This window comes from Actinomadura fibrosa (assembly GCF_900659615.1).
Taxonomy (GTDB): domain Bacteria; phylum Actinomycetota; class Actinomycetes; order Streptosporangiales; family Streptosporangiaceae; genus Spirillospora; species Spirillospora fibrosa.
Genome location: NZ_CAACUY010000084.1, coordinates 14,451 through 34,046 on the forward strand (window position 1 = coordinate 14,451; position 19,596 = coordinate 34,046).

Consider the following 19,596-nt stretch of genomic DNA (forward strand, 5'->3'; position numbering starts at 1 on the left):
GCCACTGATCGCTGACCTTCACCGGATGGGTTGATGTCGATGCCGAACGACGACAGGCTGCGCGACTATCTCCGGCGCGCGACCGCCGAGTTGCAGCAGACCCGCCGCCGCCTGCGCGAGGTCGAGGACCGGGACCGCGAGCCGATCGCGATCGTGGGCGTCGCCTGCCGCTTCCCGGGCGGCGCGGCGTCGCCGGAAGGGTTGTGGCGGCTGGTCGACGAGGGCGTCGACGCGGTCACGGGGTTCCCGTCCGACCGCGGCTGGCGGACGGACGAGCTGTACGACCCGGACGGCAGGGACGGCACGAGCTACGTCAACGTGGGCGGCTTCCTGCACGAGGCGGGCGACTTCGACCCGGCGTTCTTCGGGATCAGCCCGAACGAGGCGCTGGTCATGGACCCGCAGCAGCGGCTCCTGCTGGAGACGTCGTGGGAGGCGCTGGAGCGGTCGGGCATCGACCCGTCGTCGCTGAAGGGCAGCCGGACGGGCGTGTTCGCCGGGCTGGTCTACCACGACTATCCGGGCAGCAGCATGATGGGCGCGCTCGTGTCGGGCCGCGTCGCCTACACGCTCGGGCTGGAGGGCCCGGCGGTGACGGTCGACACGGCGTGCTCGTCGTCGCTGGTCGCGCTGCACTGGGCGATGCGGGCGCTGCGGGCGGGCGAGTGCACGCTCGCGCTGGCGGGCGGCGTGACGGTGATGGCGACGCCCGGCACGTTCGTGGAGTTCAGCCGCCAGCGGGGCCTGGCGGCGGACGGCCGCTGCAAGGCGTTCGCGGCGTCCGCGGACGGCACCGGCTGGGGCGAGGGCGCCGGGATGCTGGTCGTCGAGCGGCTGTCGGACGCGCTCCGGCACGGCCATCCAGTGCTGGCGGTGGTGCGCGGCGGCGCCGTGAACCAGGACGGCGCGTCCAACGGGCTGACCGCGCCGAACGGGCCGTCGCAGCGCCGCGTGATCGCGCAGGCGCTCGCCGCGTCGGGGCTGGAGCCCGCCGAGATCGACCTGGTCGAGGCACACGGCACGGGCACGGCGCTCGGCGACCCGATCGAGGCGCAGGCGCTCCTCGCGAGCTACGGCCGGGACCGCGACCGCCCGCTGTGGCTCGGGTCGATCAAGTCGAACATCGGGCACGCGCAGGCCGCCGCGGGCGTCGCCGGCGTGATCAAGGTCGTGGAGGCGATGCGGCACGGCGTCATGCCGCGGACGCTGCACGTGGACGAGCCCACGCCGAAGGTCGACTGGGACTCCGGCGAGGTCCGGCTGCTGACGGAGGCGCGCCCGTGGCCGGAGGGCGACGGGCCGCGGCGCGCGGCCGTGTCGTCGTTCGGCATCAGCGGCACCAACGCCCACATCGTCATCGAGGGGGCGCCGCCGGCCGCGGACGCGCCGGGCGAGCGCCGCGACCTGCCGGACGCGCCGATCGTGGTGTCGGCCCGCACCCGCGAGGCGCTCCAGGTCCAGATCGAGCGGATCGGCGCGCTCGTCGACGACGGCGCCGACACGACGGACGTCGCGTACTCGGCGGCGACCGGCCGGGCCGCGCTGGAGCACCGCGCGGTGCTGACGCGCTCCGGCACGGTCACCGACGTGGCGCGCGACGGCCTCCTGGCGTTCCTGTTCACGGGCCAGGGCAGCCAGCGGCTCGGCATGGGCCGGGACCTGCACGAGGCGTTCCCGGTGTTCGCCGCCGCGTTCGACGAGGTCTGCGAGGCGACCGGCCTGCCGCTGAAGGACGTGGCCTGGGGCGACGAGGAGGCGCTGCACCGCACCGAGTTCACCCAGCCCGCGATCTTCGCGGTCGAGGTGGCGCTGTTCCGGCTGCTGGAGTCCTGGGGGATCCGGCCCGACCTGCTCGCGGGCCACTCCATCGGCGAGCTGGCCGCCGCGCACGCCGCCGGGGTCCTCACCCTGGACGACGCCGCCCGGCTGATCACCGCCCGCGGGCGGCTGATGCAGGCGCTCCCGCCCGGCGGCGCGATGATCGCGATCGAGGCCTCCGAGGACGAGGTCGCCCCGCTGCTCTCCGAGGGGGCCGGGCTCGCGGCGGTGAACGGCCCGGCGTCGGTCGTGGTGTCGGGCGCCGAGGACGCGGTCGCCGCCGTCGCCGAACACTTCGCCGATCGCCGGACGTCCCGGCTGAAGGTCTCGCACGCCTTCCACTCGCCGCTGATGGACCCGATGCTGGACGACTTCCGGCGCGAGGCCGAGTCCGTCACCTACCACGAGCCGGCGATCCGGCTGGTCAAGGACATGGCGTCCGCGGACTACTGGGTGCGGCACGTCCGCGAGGCCGTCCGGTTCGCCGACGACGTCCGCCGCCTGGAGGACGAGGGCGCCACCCGGTACCTGGAGGTCGGCCCCGACGGCGTCCTCACCGCGATGGCGCGGCACACCGCGCCGGACGGGACCATGGCCGCGGCGATGCGCCGCGACCGCCCGGAGACCGCGACGCTCATGGCGGCCGTCGGGCGCCTCCACGCCGCCGGCGTCCCCGTCGACTGGGACGCCGTGTTCGCCGGGCGCGGTGCCCGCCGCGTCGACCTGCCCACGTACCCGTTCGAGCGCACCCGCTACTGGCTCGTCGACGAGGCCGCGCACGCCGACCCGGCGTCCATGGGGCTCGGCGCGGCCCGGCACCCGCTGCTCGGCGCGACGATCATGGTGGCGGGGTCGGACGAGGTCGTGTTCACCGGGCGGCTGTCGGCCGCCGCGCAGCCGTGGCTCGCCGAGCACGTCGTCGGCGGCGCCGTCCTGTTCCCCGGCACCGGGTTCGTCGAGCTCGCGGTCCGCGCGGGCGACGAGGTCGGCTGCGGCCGGATCGACGACCTGACGATCGAGGCGCCGCTCGTCCTGCCCGCGCGGGGCGGCGCCGCCGTCCAGGTCGTGGTCGGGCCCGCCGACGAGGCCCGCCGCCGCACGGTGACGGTGTACTCCCGCGACGAGGACGCGATCGACCTCCCGTGGACGCGCCACGCGACCGGCGTCCTGGCCGAGGCGGCGTCGCGCGGCACCGGGCTCGACGCGTGGCCGCCGCCCGGAGCCGAACCGCTCGACCTCGACGGCTTCTATGCCGAGCTCGCCGGTGCGGGCCTCGCCTACGGGCCCGTCTTCCAGGGCCTCCGTGCCGCCTGGCGGCACGGCGACGACGTGTTCGCCGAGATCGCGCCGCCGGACGGCGCCGAGACGGGCGCGTTCGGCCTGCACCCCGCCGTCCTGGACGCCGCCCTGCACGCCATCGCCCTGTCCGGTGCGGTGGCGGACGGCGAGGCGTCCCTGCCGTTCGCCTGGTCGGGCGTCGAGCTGCACGCGTCCGGCGCGTCCGCGCTGCGCGTGCGGATCACCCGGCTCCGGGAGGGTCTCGTGGCCCTCGCCGTGGCGGACGCGGCCGGGGACCCCGTCGCGACCGTCGAGTCGCTGGCGCTGCGCCCGCTCGCCACCGTGCAGACCGCCCGCACCGAATCCCTCTACCGCGTCGCCTGGACACCGGTCACCTCGGCCGCTTCGGCCGCCTCGGACGGTGAAGCGCCCGAGGCGACCGACGTCCTCCGCATCGCCGGGCTCGACGTCCGCAACGCCCTCCACGAGACCCTGGATGCGCTGCGGTCGGCGCCGTCGCGCCTGGCCGTCGTCACGCGCGGCGCCGTCTCGGCGGACGGCGAGGACGTCACCGACCTGGCCGGTGCCGCCGTGTGGGGCCTCGTCCGCAGCGCCCAGTCCGAGGACCCCGGACGGTTCGTCCTCATCGACGTCGACGACGACCAAGCGGACATCGACGCCGCCCTGGCCACCGGCGAACCGCAGGTCGCCGTCCGCTCGGACGGCCTGTACGCGCCCCGCCTGGCACGGCTGACCGCACCGTCCGCCGAGGAGGCGCCTGGTTTCGGCGACTCCGTGCTGATCACCGGCGCGTCCGGGGCGCTGGGCGGACTCATCGCGCGGCACCTCGTCACCGCGCACGGCGTGCGGCGCCTGCTGCTGACCAGCCGCCGGGGCGCGGCGGCGCCCGGAGCGCCCGAACTCGCCGAAGAGCTGGCGGGCCTGGGCGCCGAGGTCGAGTTCGCCGCCTGCGACGTCGCCGACCGCGACGCCCTCGCCGCGCTGCTCGCCGGACGTTCCCTGACGGGTGTCGTGCACGCCGCCGGCGTCCTGGACGACGGCGTCGTCGCCTCGCTGACCCCCGAGCGCCTGGACCGCGTCCTGCGCCCGAAGGCCGACGCCGCGCTGCACCTGCACGAGCTGACCCGCGACATGCCGCTGACGGCGTTCGTGCTGTTCTCGTCCGCCGCCGGAGTGATCGGAGCGCCCGGCCAGGGCAACTACGCCGCCGCGAACGCGCTTCTCGACGCCCTCGCCGCGCACCGCCGCGCCGAGGGACTGCCCGCGCAGTCCCTCGCCTGGGGACCGTGGAGCCAGGCCGCCGGCATGGCCGGAGCTCTGGACGCCGCCGACCGGTCCCGGATGTCGCGCGGCGGCGTCCTCCCGCTCTCCGAGAGCGACGGCCTGGCCCTCCTCGACGCCGCCGTCCGGACGGGCGAGGCCGCACCCGTCCCGCTCAGGCTCGACCTGGCCGCGGTCCGCGCGAGCGGCGCCGTCCCGGACCTGTTGCGCGGCCTCGTGCCCGCCGTCTCCCGCGGCACCGCCGGAACCCGCGCCGGAGCCGACGGCCTGCACCGCTCCCTCGCCGGCCTGCCCGAGGACGAGCGGCTCGGCGTCCTGCTCACCCTCGTCCGCGGCCAGGCCGCCGCCGCGCTCGGCTACGGCGGACCGGACGCCGTCGACCCCGACCGCGCGTTCCGCGACCTCGGCGTCGACTCCCTCGCCGCCGTCGAACTCCGCAACGGCCTCGGCGAGGCCACCGGCCTGCGGCTCGCCGCGACGCTCGTGTTCGACCACCCGACGCCCGCCGTCCTCGCCCGCCACCTGCTGGACGAGCTGTCGGGCACCGCGACCGACGCCCCGGTCACGGCCGCCGCCGTCACCGCCGCCGGAGACGACGACCCGATCGCGATCGTCGCCATGGCCTGCCGCTACCCGGGAGGCGTCCGCACCCCCGACGACCTGTGGCGCCTGCTGGCCGACGGTGTGGACGCGATCTCCCCGTTTCCGTCCGACCGCGGCTGGGACATCGGCCGCGTCTACGACCCCGACGGCACCCGCCCCCAGACCAGCTACGTCAACGAGGGCGGCTTCCTGCACGACGCGGCCGAGTTCGACCCCGGCTTCTTCGGGATCAGCCCCAATGAGGCCCTCATCATGGATCCGCAGCAGCGGCTGCTGCTGGAGGCGTCCTGGGAGGTCCTGGAGCGGGCGGGGATCGATCCGACGACGCTGAAGGGCAGTCCGACCGGTGTGTTCGCCGGGATGATGTACCACGACTACACCTACAACAGCAGTACCGGCGCGATCGCGTCCGGCCGCGTCTCCTACACCCTCGGCCTCGAAGGCCCGGCGGTCACGGTCGACACGGCGTGCTCGTCCTCGCTGGTGGCCCTGCACTGGGCGGCGCAGGCCCTCCGCTCCGGCGAATGCTCCCTGGCCCTCGTCGGCGGCGTCGCCGTGATGGCCACGCCCGAGACGTTCGTCGAGTTCAGCGAGCAGCGCGGCCTGTCCCCGGACGCCCGCTGCAAGTCCTTCGCCGCCGGAGCCGACGGCACCATCTGGGCCGAAGGCGTCGGGATGCTGCTGGTGGAGCGGCTGTCGGACGCGCGCCGCAACGGTCATCCGGTGCTGGCGCTCGTTCGCGGGACGGCTACGAATCAGGATGGCGCGTCGAACGGTCTGACCGCGCCGAACGGCCCGTCGCAGCGTCGGGTAATCCGGCAAGCGCTGGCGAATGCGGGTCTGACGACGTCCGATGTGGACGCGGTCGAGGCGCATGGCACGGGGACGACGCTGGGCGACCCGATCGAGGCTCAGGCTCTGCTCGCCACCTATGGGCAGGAGCGGGACGAGCCGCTGTGGCTGGGGTCGATCAAGTCGAACATCGGCCACACCCAGGCCGCCGCCGGGGTCGCCGGGATCATCAAGATGATCGAGGCGATGCGGCACGGCGTCCTGCCCAAGACGCTGCATGTGGACGAGCCGTCGCCGCAGGTGGATTGGGACGCCGGTGACGTCCGGCTGCTGACCGAGGCGCGCGAGTGGCCGCGCGGCGATCGTCCGCGCCGGGCAGGGGTCTCGTCCTTCGGAATCAGCGGCACCAATGCGCACGTCATCATCGAAGAGGCGGAGCCGGTCGAGGACGAGCCGGAAGAGCGCCGCGACCTGCCGGCCGTGCCGCTCGTTGTGTCCGCCAAGACGCCTGAGGCGCTGCAAGCCCAGATCGAGCGGTTCTCCGCGTTCGTCCAGGACCAGAACGAGCTGGACGTGGCGTTCTCGGCGGCGACGGGTCGTGCGGCGTTGGATCACCGCGCCGTGCTGGTCGGGTCCGAGGTTGTGTCGGGTTCGGTGAGCGACGGGAAGCTGGCGTTCCTGTTCACGGGCCAAGGCAGCCAGCGGGTCGGCATGGGCCGGGAGCTGTATGAGACCTTCCCGGCGTTCGCGGCGGCGTTCGACGAGGTGTGCGCGGCCTTGGAGTTGCCGCTCAAGGACGTGATCTGGTCGGACGCGGACGCGTTGAACCGCACCGAGTTCACCCAGCCAGCGATCTTCGCCCTGGAAGTCTCGCTATTCCGCCTTGTGGAGTCGTGGGGCATCCGGCCTGACTTCCTCGCCGGTCACTCGATCGGCGAATTGGCCGCCGCGCACGTTGCCGGAGTTTTCAACCTGGAGGATGCAGCCCGCCTCATTTCGGCTCGGGGCCGTCTGATGCAGGCGCTTCCATCCGGTGGCGCGATGGTCGCCATCCAGGCCACCGAGGACGAGGTCGCTCCCCACCTCACCGATGAGGTCGGGATCGCCGCCGTCAACAGCCCAACCTCCATCGTGATCTCCGGCGCCGAGGAGGCCGTGGCAGCGGTCGTCGAGCACTTCGCCGATCGCAAGACAACGCGGCTGAAGGTGTCCCACGCCTTCCACTCGCCGCTGATGGACCCGATGCTGGAGGACTTCCGCAAGGTCGCCGAGACGATCGTCTACAGCGAGCCGGCGATCCGCCTGACCAAGGACGTCACCTCGGCCGACTACTGGGTCCGGCACGTCCGCGAGGCTGTGAGGTTCGCCGACGACGTCCGCCACCTCGACGGCGAAGGCGTCACCCGGTACCTGGAGATCGGCCCGGACGGCGTCCTGACCGCGATGGCGCAGCAGACCGCCGACGGCACCATGGCCGCAACCCTCCGCCGCGACCGACCCGAGACCGAGAGCCTGTTCATCGGCATCGGACGGCTTCACACGGTCGGCGTCAAGGTGGACTGGAACGCCGTCTTCGATGGTCGCGGCGCGCGGCGTGTCGAGTTGCCGACCTATCCCTTCCAGCGCCAGTCGTTCTGGATCGAGCCGGGGCGCGGGTCCGAGACGTCCGACCATCCGCTGCTGGACGCGGCCGTCGCCGTGGCCGGGGCAGACCAGACGGTGCTGACCGGGCGGCTGTCGGCCGGATCGCAGCCGTGGCTGGCCGATCACACGGTCGGGGGAGCGGTCGTCTTCCCCGGGACCGGGTTCGTGGAACTGGCGGTCCGCGCGGGCGACGAGGTCGGCTGCGGCCGGGTCGACGATTTGACGATCGAGGCGCCGCTCGTGCTGCCCGACAGCGGCGGTGTGGCCGTGCAGGTCGTGGTCGGCGCGGCGGACGAGTCCGGGCGCCGTTCCGTCGAGATCTACTCGCGCGGTGAGGACGACCTGCACCGTCCGTGGGCCCGCCACGCCACCGGGACGCTCGCCGCGGCGACCGCGGGCACCGCGATCGACCTGGCGCAATGGCCTCCGCCCGGCGCCGAGCCGGTCAACGTGGACGGCCTCTACGGGCAGCTGGCCGAAGGCGGTCTGGACTACGGACCGGCCTTCCAAGGGCTCAAGGCCGCGTGGCGGCGTGGCGACGAGGTGTTCGCCGAGGTCGCGCTGTCCGGCGACCCGGACCGGTTCGGCCTCCACCCCGCCCTCCTCGACTCGGCCCTGCACACGATCCCGCTGCTGTCGGACGGGGACCGCGTCGTCCTGCCGTTCGCCTGGACGGGAGTGGAACTGCACGCGTCCGGTGCCGCCCTGCTGCGCGTACGCGTCGCGTCGCGCGGGGAGGAGCAGGTCAGCCTCGATGCGGTGGACGGCGCAGGCGAGCCGGTTGTCTCCGTCGAGTCGCTGGCGCTGCGTCCGATCGGCGAGCAGCGGCTGACCCGAGTCGACTCGCTGTTCGAGATGGCGTGGGCGCCGGTGGCCTCCCGCGGCGACGCGTCCACCGACGACGTGACGGTCCTGCGCATCGACGACGGGACCCCGGCGCGGTCGGCCCTGCACCAGGTGCTCCGGGCACTCCAGGAGGAGAGCGGCGCGCTCGCGGTCGTCACGCGGGGCGCCGTCTCGGTGGGCGGCGAGGACGTCACCGACCTGGCCGGCGCGGCGGCGTGGGGACTGGTCCGCAGCGCCCAGTCGGAGGATCCGGAACGGTTCGTTCTGGTCGACGCGGCCGACGACGCGGAGATCGCACTGGCCTTGGCAACCGGTGAGGCGCAGGTCGCGGTCCGGGACGGCAAGGCGTACGCGCCCCGCCTGGTCCCGGCGGCGGACACGGAGTCCGCGCCCTCCTCGGCCTTCGGCGACTCGGTTCTGATCACCGGGGCCCTCGGCGCGCTGGGCGGGCTCATCGCCCGCCACCTGGTGACCGAGCACGGCGTCCGGCACCTCCTGCTGACGAGCCGTCGCGGCATGGACGCCCCGGGTGCGGCCGACCTCGTCGACGAGCTCACCGCGCTCGGCGCGCAGGTGGAAGTGGCCGCGTGCGACGTGGCCGACCGCGACGCGCTGGCGGAGCTGCTCGACGGACGCGAGCTGTCGGGCGTGGTGCACGCCGCGGGTGTCCTGGACGACGGGGTGGTCCCGTCCCTCACGCCCGAGCGTCTCGACCGGGTCTTCAGCCCCAAGGCCGAGGCCGCGCTGCACCTGCACGAGCTGACCCGCGGCATGCCGCTGTCGGCGTTCGTGCTGTTCTCGTCGGCGGCCGGAGTGCTCGGCGCGCCCGGGCAGGGCAACTACGCGGCCGCGAACGCCTACCTGGACGCGCTCGCCGCGCACCGCCGCGCGAACGACCTGCCCGCCCAGTCCCTCGCCTGGGGGCTGTGGGAGAACGACGGCGGCATGGCGGGCGATCTCGCCGACCGCGACCGGCAGCGCATCGACCGCTCCGGCGTCACCGGCCTGTCGGCCGCGCAGGGGCTCCGGCTCTTCGACACGGCGGGCGGCCTCGGCGCGTCCCTGCTGGTGCCGATGCGCCTGGACGCGGCCGGGCTCACGGACGTCCCGTACATGCTGCGCGGCCTGGTCCGCGGGCGGAGCCGCCGCGTCGCGCAGGGCGAGGCGTCGGCGCTCCGGCAGCGGCTCGCCGGTCTGGCCCCGGCGGACCGGGACGAGTTCGTCCTCGACCTCGTCCGGACCCAGACGGCCGCCATCGTCGGGCACGCCGGTCCAGAGGCGGTCGAGCCGGAACGCGCGTTCCGCGACCTCGGCTTCGACTCCCTCGCCGCGGTCGAGCTCCGCAACGGCCTCGGCGAGGCGACGGGCCTGCGGCTCCCGGCGACGCTCGTGTTCGACTACCCGACGCCCACCGCCCTCACGCGCCACCTCCTGGACGAGCTGTGGGGCGGGGTCGAGGAGAGCGCGGTCGTCGCCCCCGTCGTGGCGGCCGGCGACGACCCGATCGCGATCATCGGCATGGCCTGCCGCTACCCGGGCGGAGTCGCCTCGCCCGAGGACCTGTGGCGGCTGCTCTCCGGCGGCGTGGACGCCATCTCCACGTTCCCGTCCGACCGCGGCTGGGACCTGGAGCGGATCTACGACCCCGAAGGCGTCCGGCCCGAGACCAGCTACGTCGACCAGGGCGGCTTCCTCTACGACGCGGCCGAGTTCGACCCCGGCTTCTTCGGGATCAGCCCCAACGAGGCGCTGACCATGGACCCGCAGCAGCGGCTTCTCCTGGAGGCGTCGTGGGAGGCGCTGGAGCGGGCGGGGATCGACCCGACGACGCTGAAGGGCAGTCCGACCGGTGTGTTCGCCGGGATGATGTACCACGACTACACCTACAACAGCAGCACCGGCGCGATCGCGTCCGGCCGCGTCTCCTACACCCTCGGCCTCGAAGGCCCCGCCGTCACGATCGACACCGCGTGCTCGTCGTCGCTGGTCGCACTCCACCTGGCCGCTCAGGCGCTCCGCTCGGGCGAGTGCACCCTCGCGCTCGCGGGCGGCGTGACGGTGATGGCGACCCCTGAGACGTTCATCGAGTTCAGCCGCCAGCGGGGCATGGCGTCCGACGGCCGCTGCAAGTCGTTCTCGGCGTCCACGGACGGCACCGGCTGGGGCGAAGGCGTCGGGATGCTTCTGGTCGAGCGGCTGTCGGACGCGCGCCGCAACGGCCACCCCGTGCTGGCGATCGTTCGCGGGACGGCCACCAACCAGGACGGCGCGTCCAACGGTTTGACCGCGCCGAACGGCCCGTCGCAGCGTCGCGTCATCCGCCAGGCCCTGGCCAATGCCGGTCTGACGACGTCCGATGTGGACGCGGTCGAGGCGCACGGCACCGGGACGACGCTGGGCGACCCGATCGAGGCCCAAGCCCTGCTCGCGACTTATGGGCAGGAGCGGGACGAGCCGCTGTGGCTCGGGTCGATCAAGTCGAACATCGGCCACACCCAGGCCGCCGCCGGGGTCGCCGGAGTCATCAAGATGATCCAGGCGATCCGGCACGGCGTCCTGCCCAAGACCCTGCACGTGGACGAGCCGACTCCCGAAGTCGACTGGGACGCGGGTTCGGTCCGGCTGCTGACCGAGGCGCGCGAGTGGCCGAGCAACGGCCGTCCGCGCCGGGCGGGGATCTCGTCCTTCGGGATCAGCGGGACCAACGCCCACGTCATCATCGAAGAGGCGCCGGCCGTCGAGCAGGAGCCGCAAGAGCGCCGCGACCTGCCGGTGGTGCCGATCGTCGCCTCGGCGAGGACGCGCCAGGCGCTCGACGCCCAGGTCGAGCGATTCAGGGCTCATGTCCAGGACCGGAACGAGCTGGACGTGGCGTTCTCGGCCGCGACGGGACGCGCCGCGCTGGACCACCGCGCCGTGCTCATCGGCTCAGAGACAATCACCGATGTCGCCGGTTCCGGCAAGCTGACGTTCCTGTTCACAGGGCAGGGCAGCCAGCGGGTCGGGATGGGCCGCGAGCTGTATGACACGTTCCCGGCGTTCGCGGCCGCGTTCGACGAGGTCTGCGACGCGCTCGACATGCCGCTCAAGGACGTGGTCTGGGACGACGCGGACGCGTTGAACCGCACCGAGTTCACCCAGCCCGCCATCTTCGCGCTGGAAGTCGCGCTGTTCCGTCTCGTCGAGTCGTGGGGCATCCGGCCTGACTTCCTAGCTGGTCATTCGATCGGCGAACTGGCCGCGGCGCACGTCGCAGGGGTCTTCAGCCTGGAGGACGCAGCCCGCCTCATCTCGGCTCGGGGCCGTCTGATGCAGGCGCTCCCGTCCGGCGGAGCGATGGTCGCGATCCAGGCCACCGAGGACGAGGTCATCCCGCACCTCACCGATGAGGTCGGGATAGCTGCCGTCAACAGCCCGACCTCCATCGTCATCTCCGGCACCGAGGAGGCCGTGTCAGCGGTCGTCGAGCACTTCACCGATCGCAAAACGACTCGCCTGAAGGTCTCTCACGCGTTCCATTCGCCGCTGATGGACCCGATGCTGGAGGACTTCCGCAAGGTCGCCGAAACGATCGTCTACAGCGAGCCGACGATCAAGCTGACCAAGGACGTCACCTCGCCCGACTACTGGGTCCGGCACGTCCGCGAGGCTGTGAGGTTCGCCGACGACGTCCGGTACCTCGACGGCGAAGGCGTCACCCGCTTCCTGGAGATCGGCCCGGACGGTGTCCTGACCGCGATGGCGCAGCAGACGACCGAAGGCACCATGGCCGCAACCCTGCGCCGCGACCGCCCCGAGACCGAGAGCCTGTTCACCGGCATCGGACGCCTGTACGCAGCGGGTGTCCAGGTCGACTGGGACGCGGTCTTCGACGGCACCGGCGCGCAGCGGGTCGATCTGCCCACCTACCCCTTCCAGCGGCAGCGCTTCTGGATCGAGTCGTCCACCGGATTGGACGACACCGGCCATCCGCTGTTGGGCGTGATGGTCGAGCTGCCCGACTCCGGTGGGGTGGTGTGCACCGGGCGCCTCTCGCTCGACGCGCAGCCGTGGCTGGCGGACCATGCGGTCGGCGAGTCCGTGGTCTTCCCCGGGACGGGAATCGTCGAGCTGGCGATCCGCGCGGGCGACGAGGTGGGCTGCGGCCGCCTCGACGAGCTGACCATCGAGGCTCCGCTGCTGCTTCCTGAGCAGGGCGGGACCCAGGTCCGCGTCACGGCCGGGGCGGCGGACGAGGCGGGCCGGCGGTCGGTGAGCGTGCACTCGCGGTCCGGTGACGTGTGGGTGCGCCACGCGGAGGGCGTCCTGTCGGCGGAAGCGCGGAACACGGTCCCGGATCTGGCGCAGTGGCCGCCCGCGGCCGCCGATCCGGTGGACCTCGACGGTTTCTACGAGGGCTTGGCCGACGCCGGGCTGGTCTACGGGCCGCTGTTCCAGGGCCTCAAGGCCGCGTGGCGGCGCGGTGACGAGGTGTTCGCCGAGGTCGCGCTGTCCGGCGACCCGGACCGCTTCGGTGTCCACCCCGCCCTCCTCGACGCGGCGCTGCACGCGGTCGCGCTGTCCGGCGGCGAGCCGTCGCTGCCGTTCGCGTGGTCCGGTGTGGAGTTGCACGCGGCGGGCGCGCGGACGCTGCGGGTGCGGATCGTCCGGGCCGGGGACGGCGCGGTGGCGATCGAGGCGGCCGACGGTGACGGGACCGCGGTGGCGTCGGTCGGGTCGCTCGCGCTGCGGCCGTTCGCCGCGGACGCGTTCTCCGGCGCGGCGGGCGGCCACCGGTCGCTGTTCCAGGTCGCCTGGACGCCGGTGACGGCGCCCACCGCGGGCGCCGCGGCCGCGAACCGGTCCGGCGACGACGTCGAGGTGCTCCACGCCGAGGGTCCGGATCTGCGGCCGGCGCTGCACAAGGTCCTGGAGGCGCTCCAGTCGGAGGCGTCCAGGCTGGTGATCGTGACGCGGGGCGCCGTGTCGGTGGACGGCGAGGACGTCACCGACCTGGCCGGTGCCGCGGTGTGGGGCCTGGTCCGCAGCGCCCAGTCGGAGGATCCGGACCGGGTCGTCATCGCCGACCTCGAAGGCGGCGCCGACGAGGAACTGGACATGGCGCTGGCGAGCGGGGAGCCGCAGGTCGCCGTCCGGGCGGGGAGGGCCTACGCGCCCCGGCTCGTCCGGGCCGCCGCGGGTGGGAGCGTCGAGGCGCCGTCCTCGGTCTTCGAGGACGACGGCGGCACCGTACTGATCACCGGTGCGACGGGTGCGCTGGGCGGTCTGATCGCTCGGCACCTCGTCACCGCGCACGGGGTGCGGCGGCTGCTGCTCACCAGCCGGCGGGGCGCGGACGCGCCGGGCGCCGCCGGGCTGCGGGACGAGCTTGCCACCCTCGGCGCGGACGTCGAGCTGGCCGCCTGCGACACGTCCGACCGCGCGGCGCTGGAGAAGCTGCTGAGCGGCCGGACGCTGTCCGCGGTGATCCACGCGGCGGGTGTGCTCGATGACGGCGTGGTCTCCTCCCTCACGCCCGCGCGCGTCGACAAGGTGTTGGCGCCCAAGGCGGAGGCGGCCCTCCACCTCCACGAGCTGACGCGCGGTATGGACCTGACCGCGTTCGTGCTGTTCTCGTCGGCGGCGGGCGTGATCGGCGCGCCCGGCCAGGGCAACTACGCCGCGGCGAACAGTTTCCTGGACGCGCTCGCCGCGCACCGCCGCGCGAACGGCCTGCCTGCCCAGTCCCTCGCCTGGGGGCTGTGGGAGAGCGACGACGGCATGGCCGCGTCGCTGGAAGGCGCCGACATGTCGCGGCTGTCGCGGAGCGGCACCGGTGCCCTGCCGGTCGCCGAGGGGCTGGAGCTGTTCGACGTCGCCGGGGCGCTGGCCGAGCCCGTACTGGTCCCGATGAGCCTGGACACGCGGGCGCTGGACGCGTCCGAGGTCCCCGCGATGCTGCGTGGGCTCGCCCGCGGACCGGCGCGGCGCGCCGTGTCGGCGGGGCAGGCGGGCGAGGCCGCGGTGCTGCGGCGGCGGCTGGCGGCGCTGCCCGCGGACGAGCGGTTCGACGAGCTGCTCGACCTCGTCCGGACGCACGCGGCGGCGGTCCTCGGGCACGCCGGCGCGGAGGCGGTCGAGCCTGGTCGGGCGTTCGGCGAGCTCGGCTTCGACTCGCTCGCCGCGGTCGAGTTCCGCAACGGGCTGAACGCGGCGGTCGGGCTGCGGCTGCCGCCCACGCTCGTGTTCGACCACCCGAACGCCAAGGCGCTCGCCGACCACCTCACCTCGGAGCTCGCTCCCGACGAGGACGGCGGCGACGACGGCGCGGAGGAGCGGACGGTCCGCCGCCTGCTCGACTCGATCCCGCTGTCCCGGCTGCGCGACGCCGGGCTGATGGACGCCCTGCTCGAACTCGCGGGCGCCGCGCCCGCCCCGTCCGCGTCCGCCGCGTCCGGGCCCGGCACGGAGCCGGACCGGGACGAGATCGACGCGATGGACACCGAAGGCCTGATCAGCATGGCGCTGGAAGGCACCGACCTCGATGACGCGACGCGGGAATCCTGAGGAGACGATGGCCGACACCGACCCGAAGCTCGTGGCGGCGCTCCGCGCGTCGCTCAAGGAGACCGAGAAGCTGCGGACGCGCAACCGCGCGCTGGAGTCCGCGTCCCGCGAGCCCATCGCGATCGTGGGCATGACCTGCCGGTACCCGGGCGCGGCGTCGCCCGCGGAGCTGTGGCGGATGGTCGCGGACGGCGTGGACGCCGTCTCGGGCTTCCCGTCCGGCCGCGGCTGGGACGAGGCGGCGATCTACGACCCGGAGCCAGGGCGGCCCGGTAAGACGTACGCGCGGGAGGGCGGCTTCCTGCACGACGCCGCCGAGTTCGACCCCGAGTTCTTCGGGATCGGCCCGAACGAGGCGCTGACCATGGACCCGCAGCAGCGGCTCCTGCTGGAGGCGTCATGGGAGGCGCTGGAGCGGGCCGGGATCGACCCGACCTCCCTCAAGGGCAGCGCGACCGGCGTGTTCGCCGGGATGATGTACCACGACTACACCTACAACAACAGCACGGGCGCGATCGCCTCGGGCCGCGTCGCCTACTCCCTCGGGCTGGAGGGCCCGGCGGTCACGGTGGACACCGCCTGCTCGTCGTCGCTGGTCGCGCTGCACTGGGCGATCCAGGCGCTGCGGACGCGGGAGTGCTCGCTCGCGCTCGTCGGCGGCGTGACGGTGATGGCGACGCCCGAGACGTTCGTGGAGTTCAGCCGCCAGCGCGGGCTGTCCGCCGACGGCCGCTGCAAGTCCTACGCGGCCGCCGCCGACGGCACCGGCTGGGGCGAGGGCGTCGGCATGCTCGTCGTCGAGCGGCTGGAGGACGCGCGCCGCAACGGCCACCCCGTGCTGGCGGTCGTCCGCGGCTCCGCCGTCAACCAGGACGGCGCGTCCAACGGGCTGACCGCGCCGAACGGGCCGTCCCAGCGCCGCGTGATCAGGCAGGCGCTCGCCGCGGCCCGCGTGTCCGCCGACCAGGTCGACCTGGTCGAGGGGCACGGCACCGGGACGACGCTCGGCGACCCGATCGAGGCGCAGGCGCTCCTCGCCACCTACGGCCGGGAGCGCGAGCGCCCGCTGTGGCTCGGGTCGATCAAGTCGAACATCGGGCACACGCAGGCCGCCGCGGGCGTCGCCGGGATCATCAAGGTCGTCGAGGCGATCCGGCACGGCGTCATGCCGAGGACCCTGCACGTGGACGAGCCGACGCCCGCCGTCGACTGGTCGGCGGGGAACGTGCGGCTGCTCACCGAGCCGCGGCCGTGGCCGTCGGAGGGGCGCCCCCGCCGGGGCGCGGTGTCGTCGTTCGGCATCAGCGGCACCAACGCCCACGTGATCATCGAGGAGGCGCCGCCGGTCGAGGACGACGCGGAGCCCGCCGCCCTTGCCGCCGGGCCCGTCCTGTGGACGCTGTCGGCGAGGAGCACCGCCGCCCTCCGCGCGCAGGCCGAGCGCCTACACGCCCACCTCGACCAGCACCCCGATCTCACCCCAGCGGACGTCGGCCTGTCCCTCGCGACCGGCCGCGCGGCGCTCGAACACCGCGCGGCGATCGTCGGTGAAGGCCGCGCGGAGCTCGTCGCGGGACTCGCGGCGCTGGCCGGGGGAGGCGCGTCGCCGTCCGTGGTCACGGGCAAGGCCCGCGAAGGCAAGCTGGCGTTCCTGTTCACGGGTCAGGGCAGCCAGCGCGTCGGCATGGGCCGCGAGCTGTATGAGACCTTCCCGGCGTTCGCGGCGGCGTTCGACGAGGTGTGCGCGGCCTTGGAACTGCCGCTCAAGGACGTGGTCTGGGACGACGAGGAAGCCCTCAACCGCACCGAGTTCACCCAACCGGCCATCTTCGCGCTCGAAGTCGCCCTGTTCCGCCTGATCGAGTCGTGGGGCATCCGGCCTGACTTCCTCGCCGGGCACTCGATCGGCGAACTGGCCGCCGCACACGTCGCAGGGGTCTTCGGCCTGGAGGATGCAGCCCGTCTGATCACCGCCCGAGGGCGTCTGATGCAGGCACTCCCGTCCGGCGGCGCGATGGTCGCCATCCAGGCCACCGAGGACGAAGTCACTCCTCACCTCACCGATGAGGTAGGGATCGCCGCCGTCAACAGCCCTTCCTCCATCGTGATCTCCGGCACCGAGGACGCCGTGGCAGCGGTCGCCGCGCATTTCACCGACCGCAAGACGACCCGGCTCACGGTCTCCCACGCCTTCCACTCGCCGCTCATGGACCCGATGCTCGACGACTTCCGCAAGGTCGCCGAGACGGTCACCTACGGCAAGCCGACGATCCGCCTGGCCAAGGACGTGTCGTCCGCCGACTACTGGGTGCGGCACGTCCGCGACGCCGTCCGGTTCGCCGACGACGTCCGGCACCTGGAGGGCGCGGGCGTCACGCGGTTCCTGGAGATCGGGCCCGACGGGGTCCTCGCGGCGATGGCCCGGCCGACGGCGCCGGACGCGGTCACCGCGGCGGCCCTCCGCCGCGACCGGCCCGAGGCCGCGACGCTCCTCATGGCGGTCGCGAACCTGCACGTCACGGGCTCCTCGCCTGACTGGGGTGCCGTCTTCGCGGGGAGCGGTGCGCGCCGCGCCGACCTGCCGACCTACCCGTTCCAGCGGCGCCGCTTCTGGCTGGCGGAACCGCTGGACGGCGGAGGCGGGGACGCGGCGTCCATGGGCCTGACCGCGGTCGGCCATCCGCTGCTGGGCGCCGAGGTGGCCGTGCCGGACTCGGAGACGGTCGTCTTCACCGGGCGCCTCTCGACGGACACGCAGCCCTGGCTCGCCGACCACGAGGTCCTCGGCGCGACGCTGCTGCCCGGGACGGCGTTCGTGGAACTGGCCGTGCGCGCCGGAGACCAGGTCGGCTGCGGCGTCCTGGACGAGCTGACGCTGCACGCGCCGCTGGTGCTGCCCGAGCGGGGCGGCGCCGGGTTGCGGGTGACGGTCGGTGACCCGTCCGACGACGCGGGCCGACGCCCGATTGCCGTCCACTCGCGTTCCGGGGAGGACGGCGAGTGGGTCCTGCACGCCGAAGGCGTCCTCGCGCCCGAGGGCACGGCGGCGACCGCGCCGTCCGACCTGGCGCAGTGGCCTCCGCCCGGTGCGGTGGAACTGGGCGTGGACGGCGCGTACGAGCGCCTCCACGAACTCGGCTACGCCTACGGCCCGGTGTTCCAGGGCTTGAAGGCCGCCTGGCGGGCCGGGGACGAGACATACGCCGAGGTCGCGCTCGACGATGAGGCGGGCGCGGAGCGGTTCGTCCTGCATCCGGCCCTTCTCGACTCGGCCCTGCACGCGCTGATGCTCGACCCGGGCGAGGACGACGCGGCGGCGCTGCCGTTCGTCTGGAGCGGGGTGCGGCTGCACGTCTCCGGTGCCGCGGCGGCGCGGGTCCGGCTGGCGCCGAAGGGCGAGGGCGAGATGGAGATCACCGTCGCCGACGCGCAGGGACGCCCGGTCGCGCACGTCGAGTCGCTGATCGTGCGGCGGGTGACCCTCGACCAGCTCGCACCGGCGCAGGCCGGGCCGGGCGACTCGCTCTTCCACATCGAGTGGGAGCCCGTCCCGGCGCCCATCGTCCTCGCGCCCGCCTCCGACTGGGTGAGGGTCGCCGACTTGGCCGAGGTTCCCGGACGCGTGCCGGCGACGGTGGTCCTGACCCTCCCCGCCGGGACGGACGGCGGCGTCGCGGAGGCCGTCAGGACGGTCACCTCCGATGTCCTCCGGACCGTCCAGGCGTGGCTGGCCGAGGAGCGGTTCGCCGACTCCCGCCTCATGGTGGTCACGCGCGCCGACGACCTCGCGCACGCGGCCGTGTGGGGCCTGGTCCGCGCGGCGCGAGCTGAGGACCCGGACCGTTTCGCCCTCCTCGACATCGACACCCCCGACGGCTCGGACGGCCTGGACGACGACGGGCTCGCGCGGGCCGTCGCGTCCGGCGAGCCGGAGCTGCGGCTTCGCGGCGGTGAGCTTTCCGTCCCGCGCTTGGTCCGCACCCCTCCCGCGGCGGAGCGGGACGCCGCCTGGGACCGGCCCGGAACCGTGCTGGTCACTGGCGGGACGGGCGGGCTCGGCGCGCTCCTCGCCCGGCATCTCGTCGCCGAGCACGGCGTCCGGGACCTCCTGCTGACCAGCCGCCGCGGCGCGGACGCGGACGGCGCCGCCGCGCTGCGCGACGAGCTGGCCGGACTCGGCGCCGCCGTCGAGATCGCGGCGTGCGACGTCGCCGACCGGGACGCGCTCGAAGCGCTGCTGCGCGGGCGGACCCTCGCCGCGGTCCTGCACACGGCGGGCGTCCTCGCCGACGGCATGATCGGCGGTCTGACGCCGGGCGACCTCGACCGCGTGTTCCGCCCCAAGGTGGACGGCGCGCTCCACCTGCACGAGCTCACCCGCGACCAGGACCTCGGCGCGTTCGTGCTGTTCTCCTCGGCGGCGGGCGTGTTCGGCTCGCCCGGCCAGGGCAACTACGCCGCCGCCAACACCTTCGTCGACGCGCTCGCGCGGCGGCGCCGCGCCGAGGGGCTGCCCGCGCAGTCCCTCGCCTGGGGCCTGTGGGCCGCGGACGGCGGCGGGATGGCGCAGGGACTGACCGAGGCCGACCTCGGCCGGATGCGCCGCCAGGGGATGCCCGCGCTTTCGGCCGCCGAAGGGCTGGCGCTGTTCGACCTGGCGTCCGCCCGCCCGGAACCGGTGCTGGTGCCGATGGGCCTGGACGTCCGGGCGCTGCGCGCCGGGACCGGCGGCGAACCGCCCGTGCTGCTGCGCGGCCTCGTGCCGCC

General features: G+C 74.3%; 2 protein-coding genes. Both read left to right on the forward strand.

The features are described 5' to 3' along the window. Nucleotides 1-39: 39 nt before the first annotated feature. Complete coding sequence (locus E1300_RS52735; protein ID WP_131759622.1) at nucleotides 40-14,829, forward strand: type I polyketide synthase; 14,790 nt, start codon at nucleotides 40-42, stop codon at nucleotides 14,827-14,829. Between the two features lie 7 nt (nucleotides 14,830-14,836). Next, nucleotides 14,837-19,596: type I polyketide synthase (locus E1300_RS25640; protein WP_131759623.1), on the forward strand; the 4,760-nt coding region annotated here is incomplete at its 3' end.

Excerpts from the sequence above, each read along its gene's own strand:
- E1300_RS52735 (WP_131759622.1), top strand. The coding sequence starts at position 40 with ATGCCGAACGACGACAGGCTGCGCGACTATCTCCGGCGCGCGACCGCC.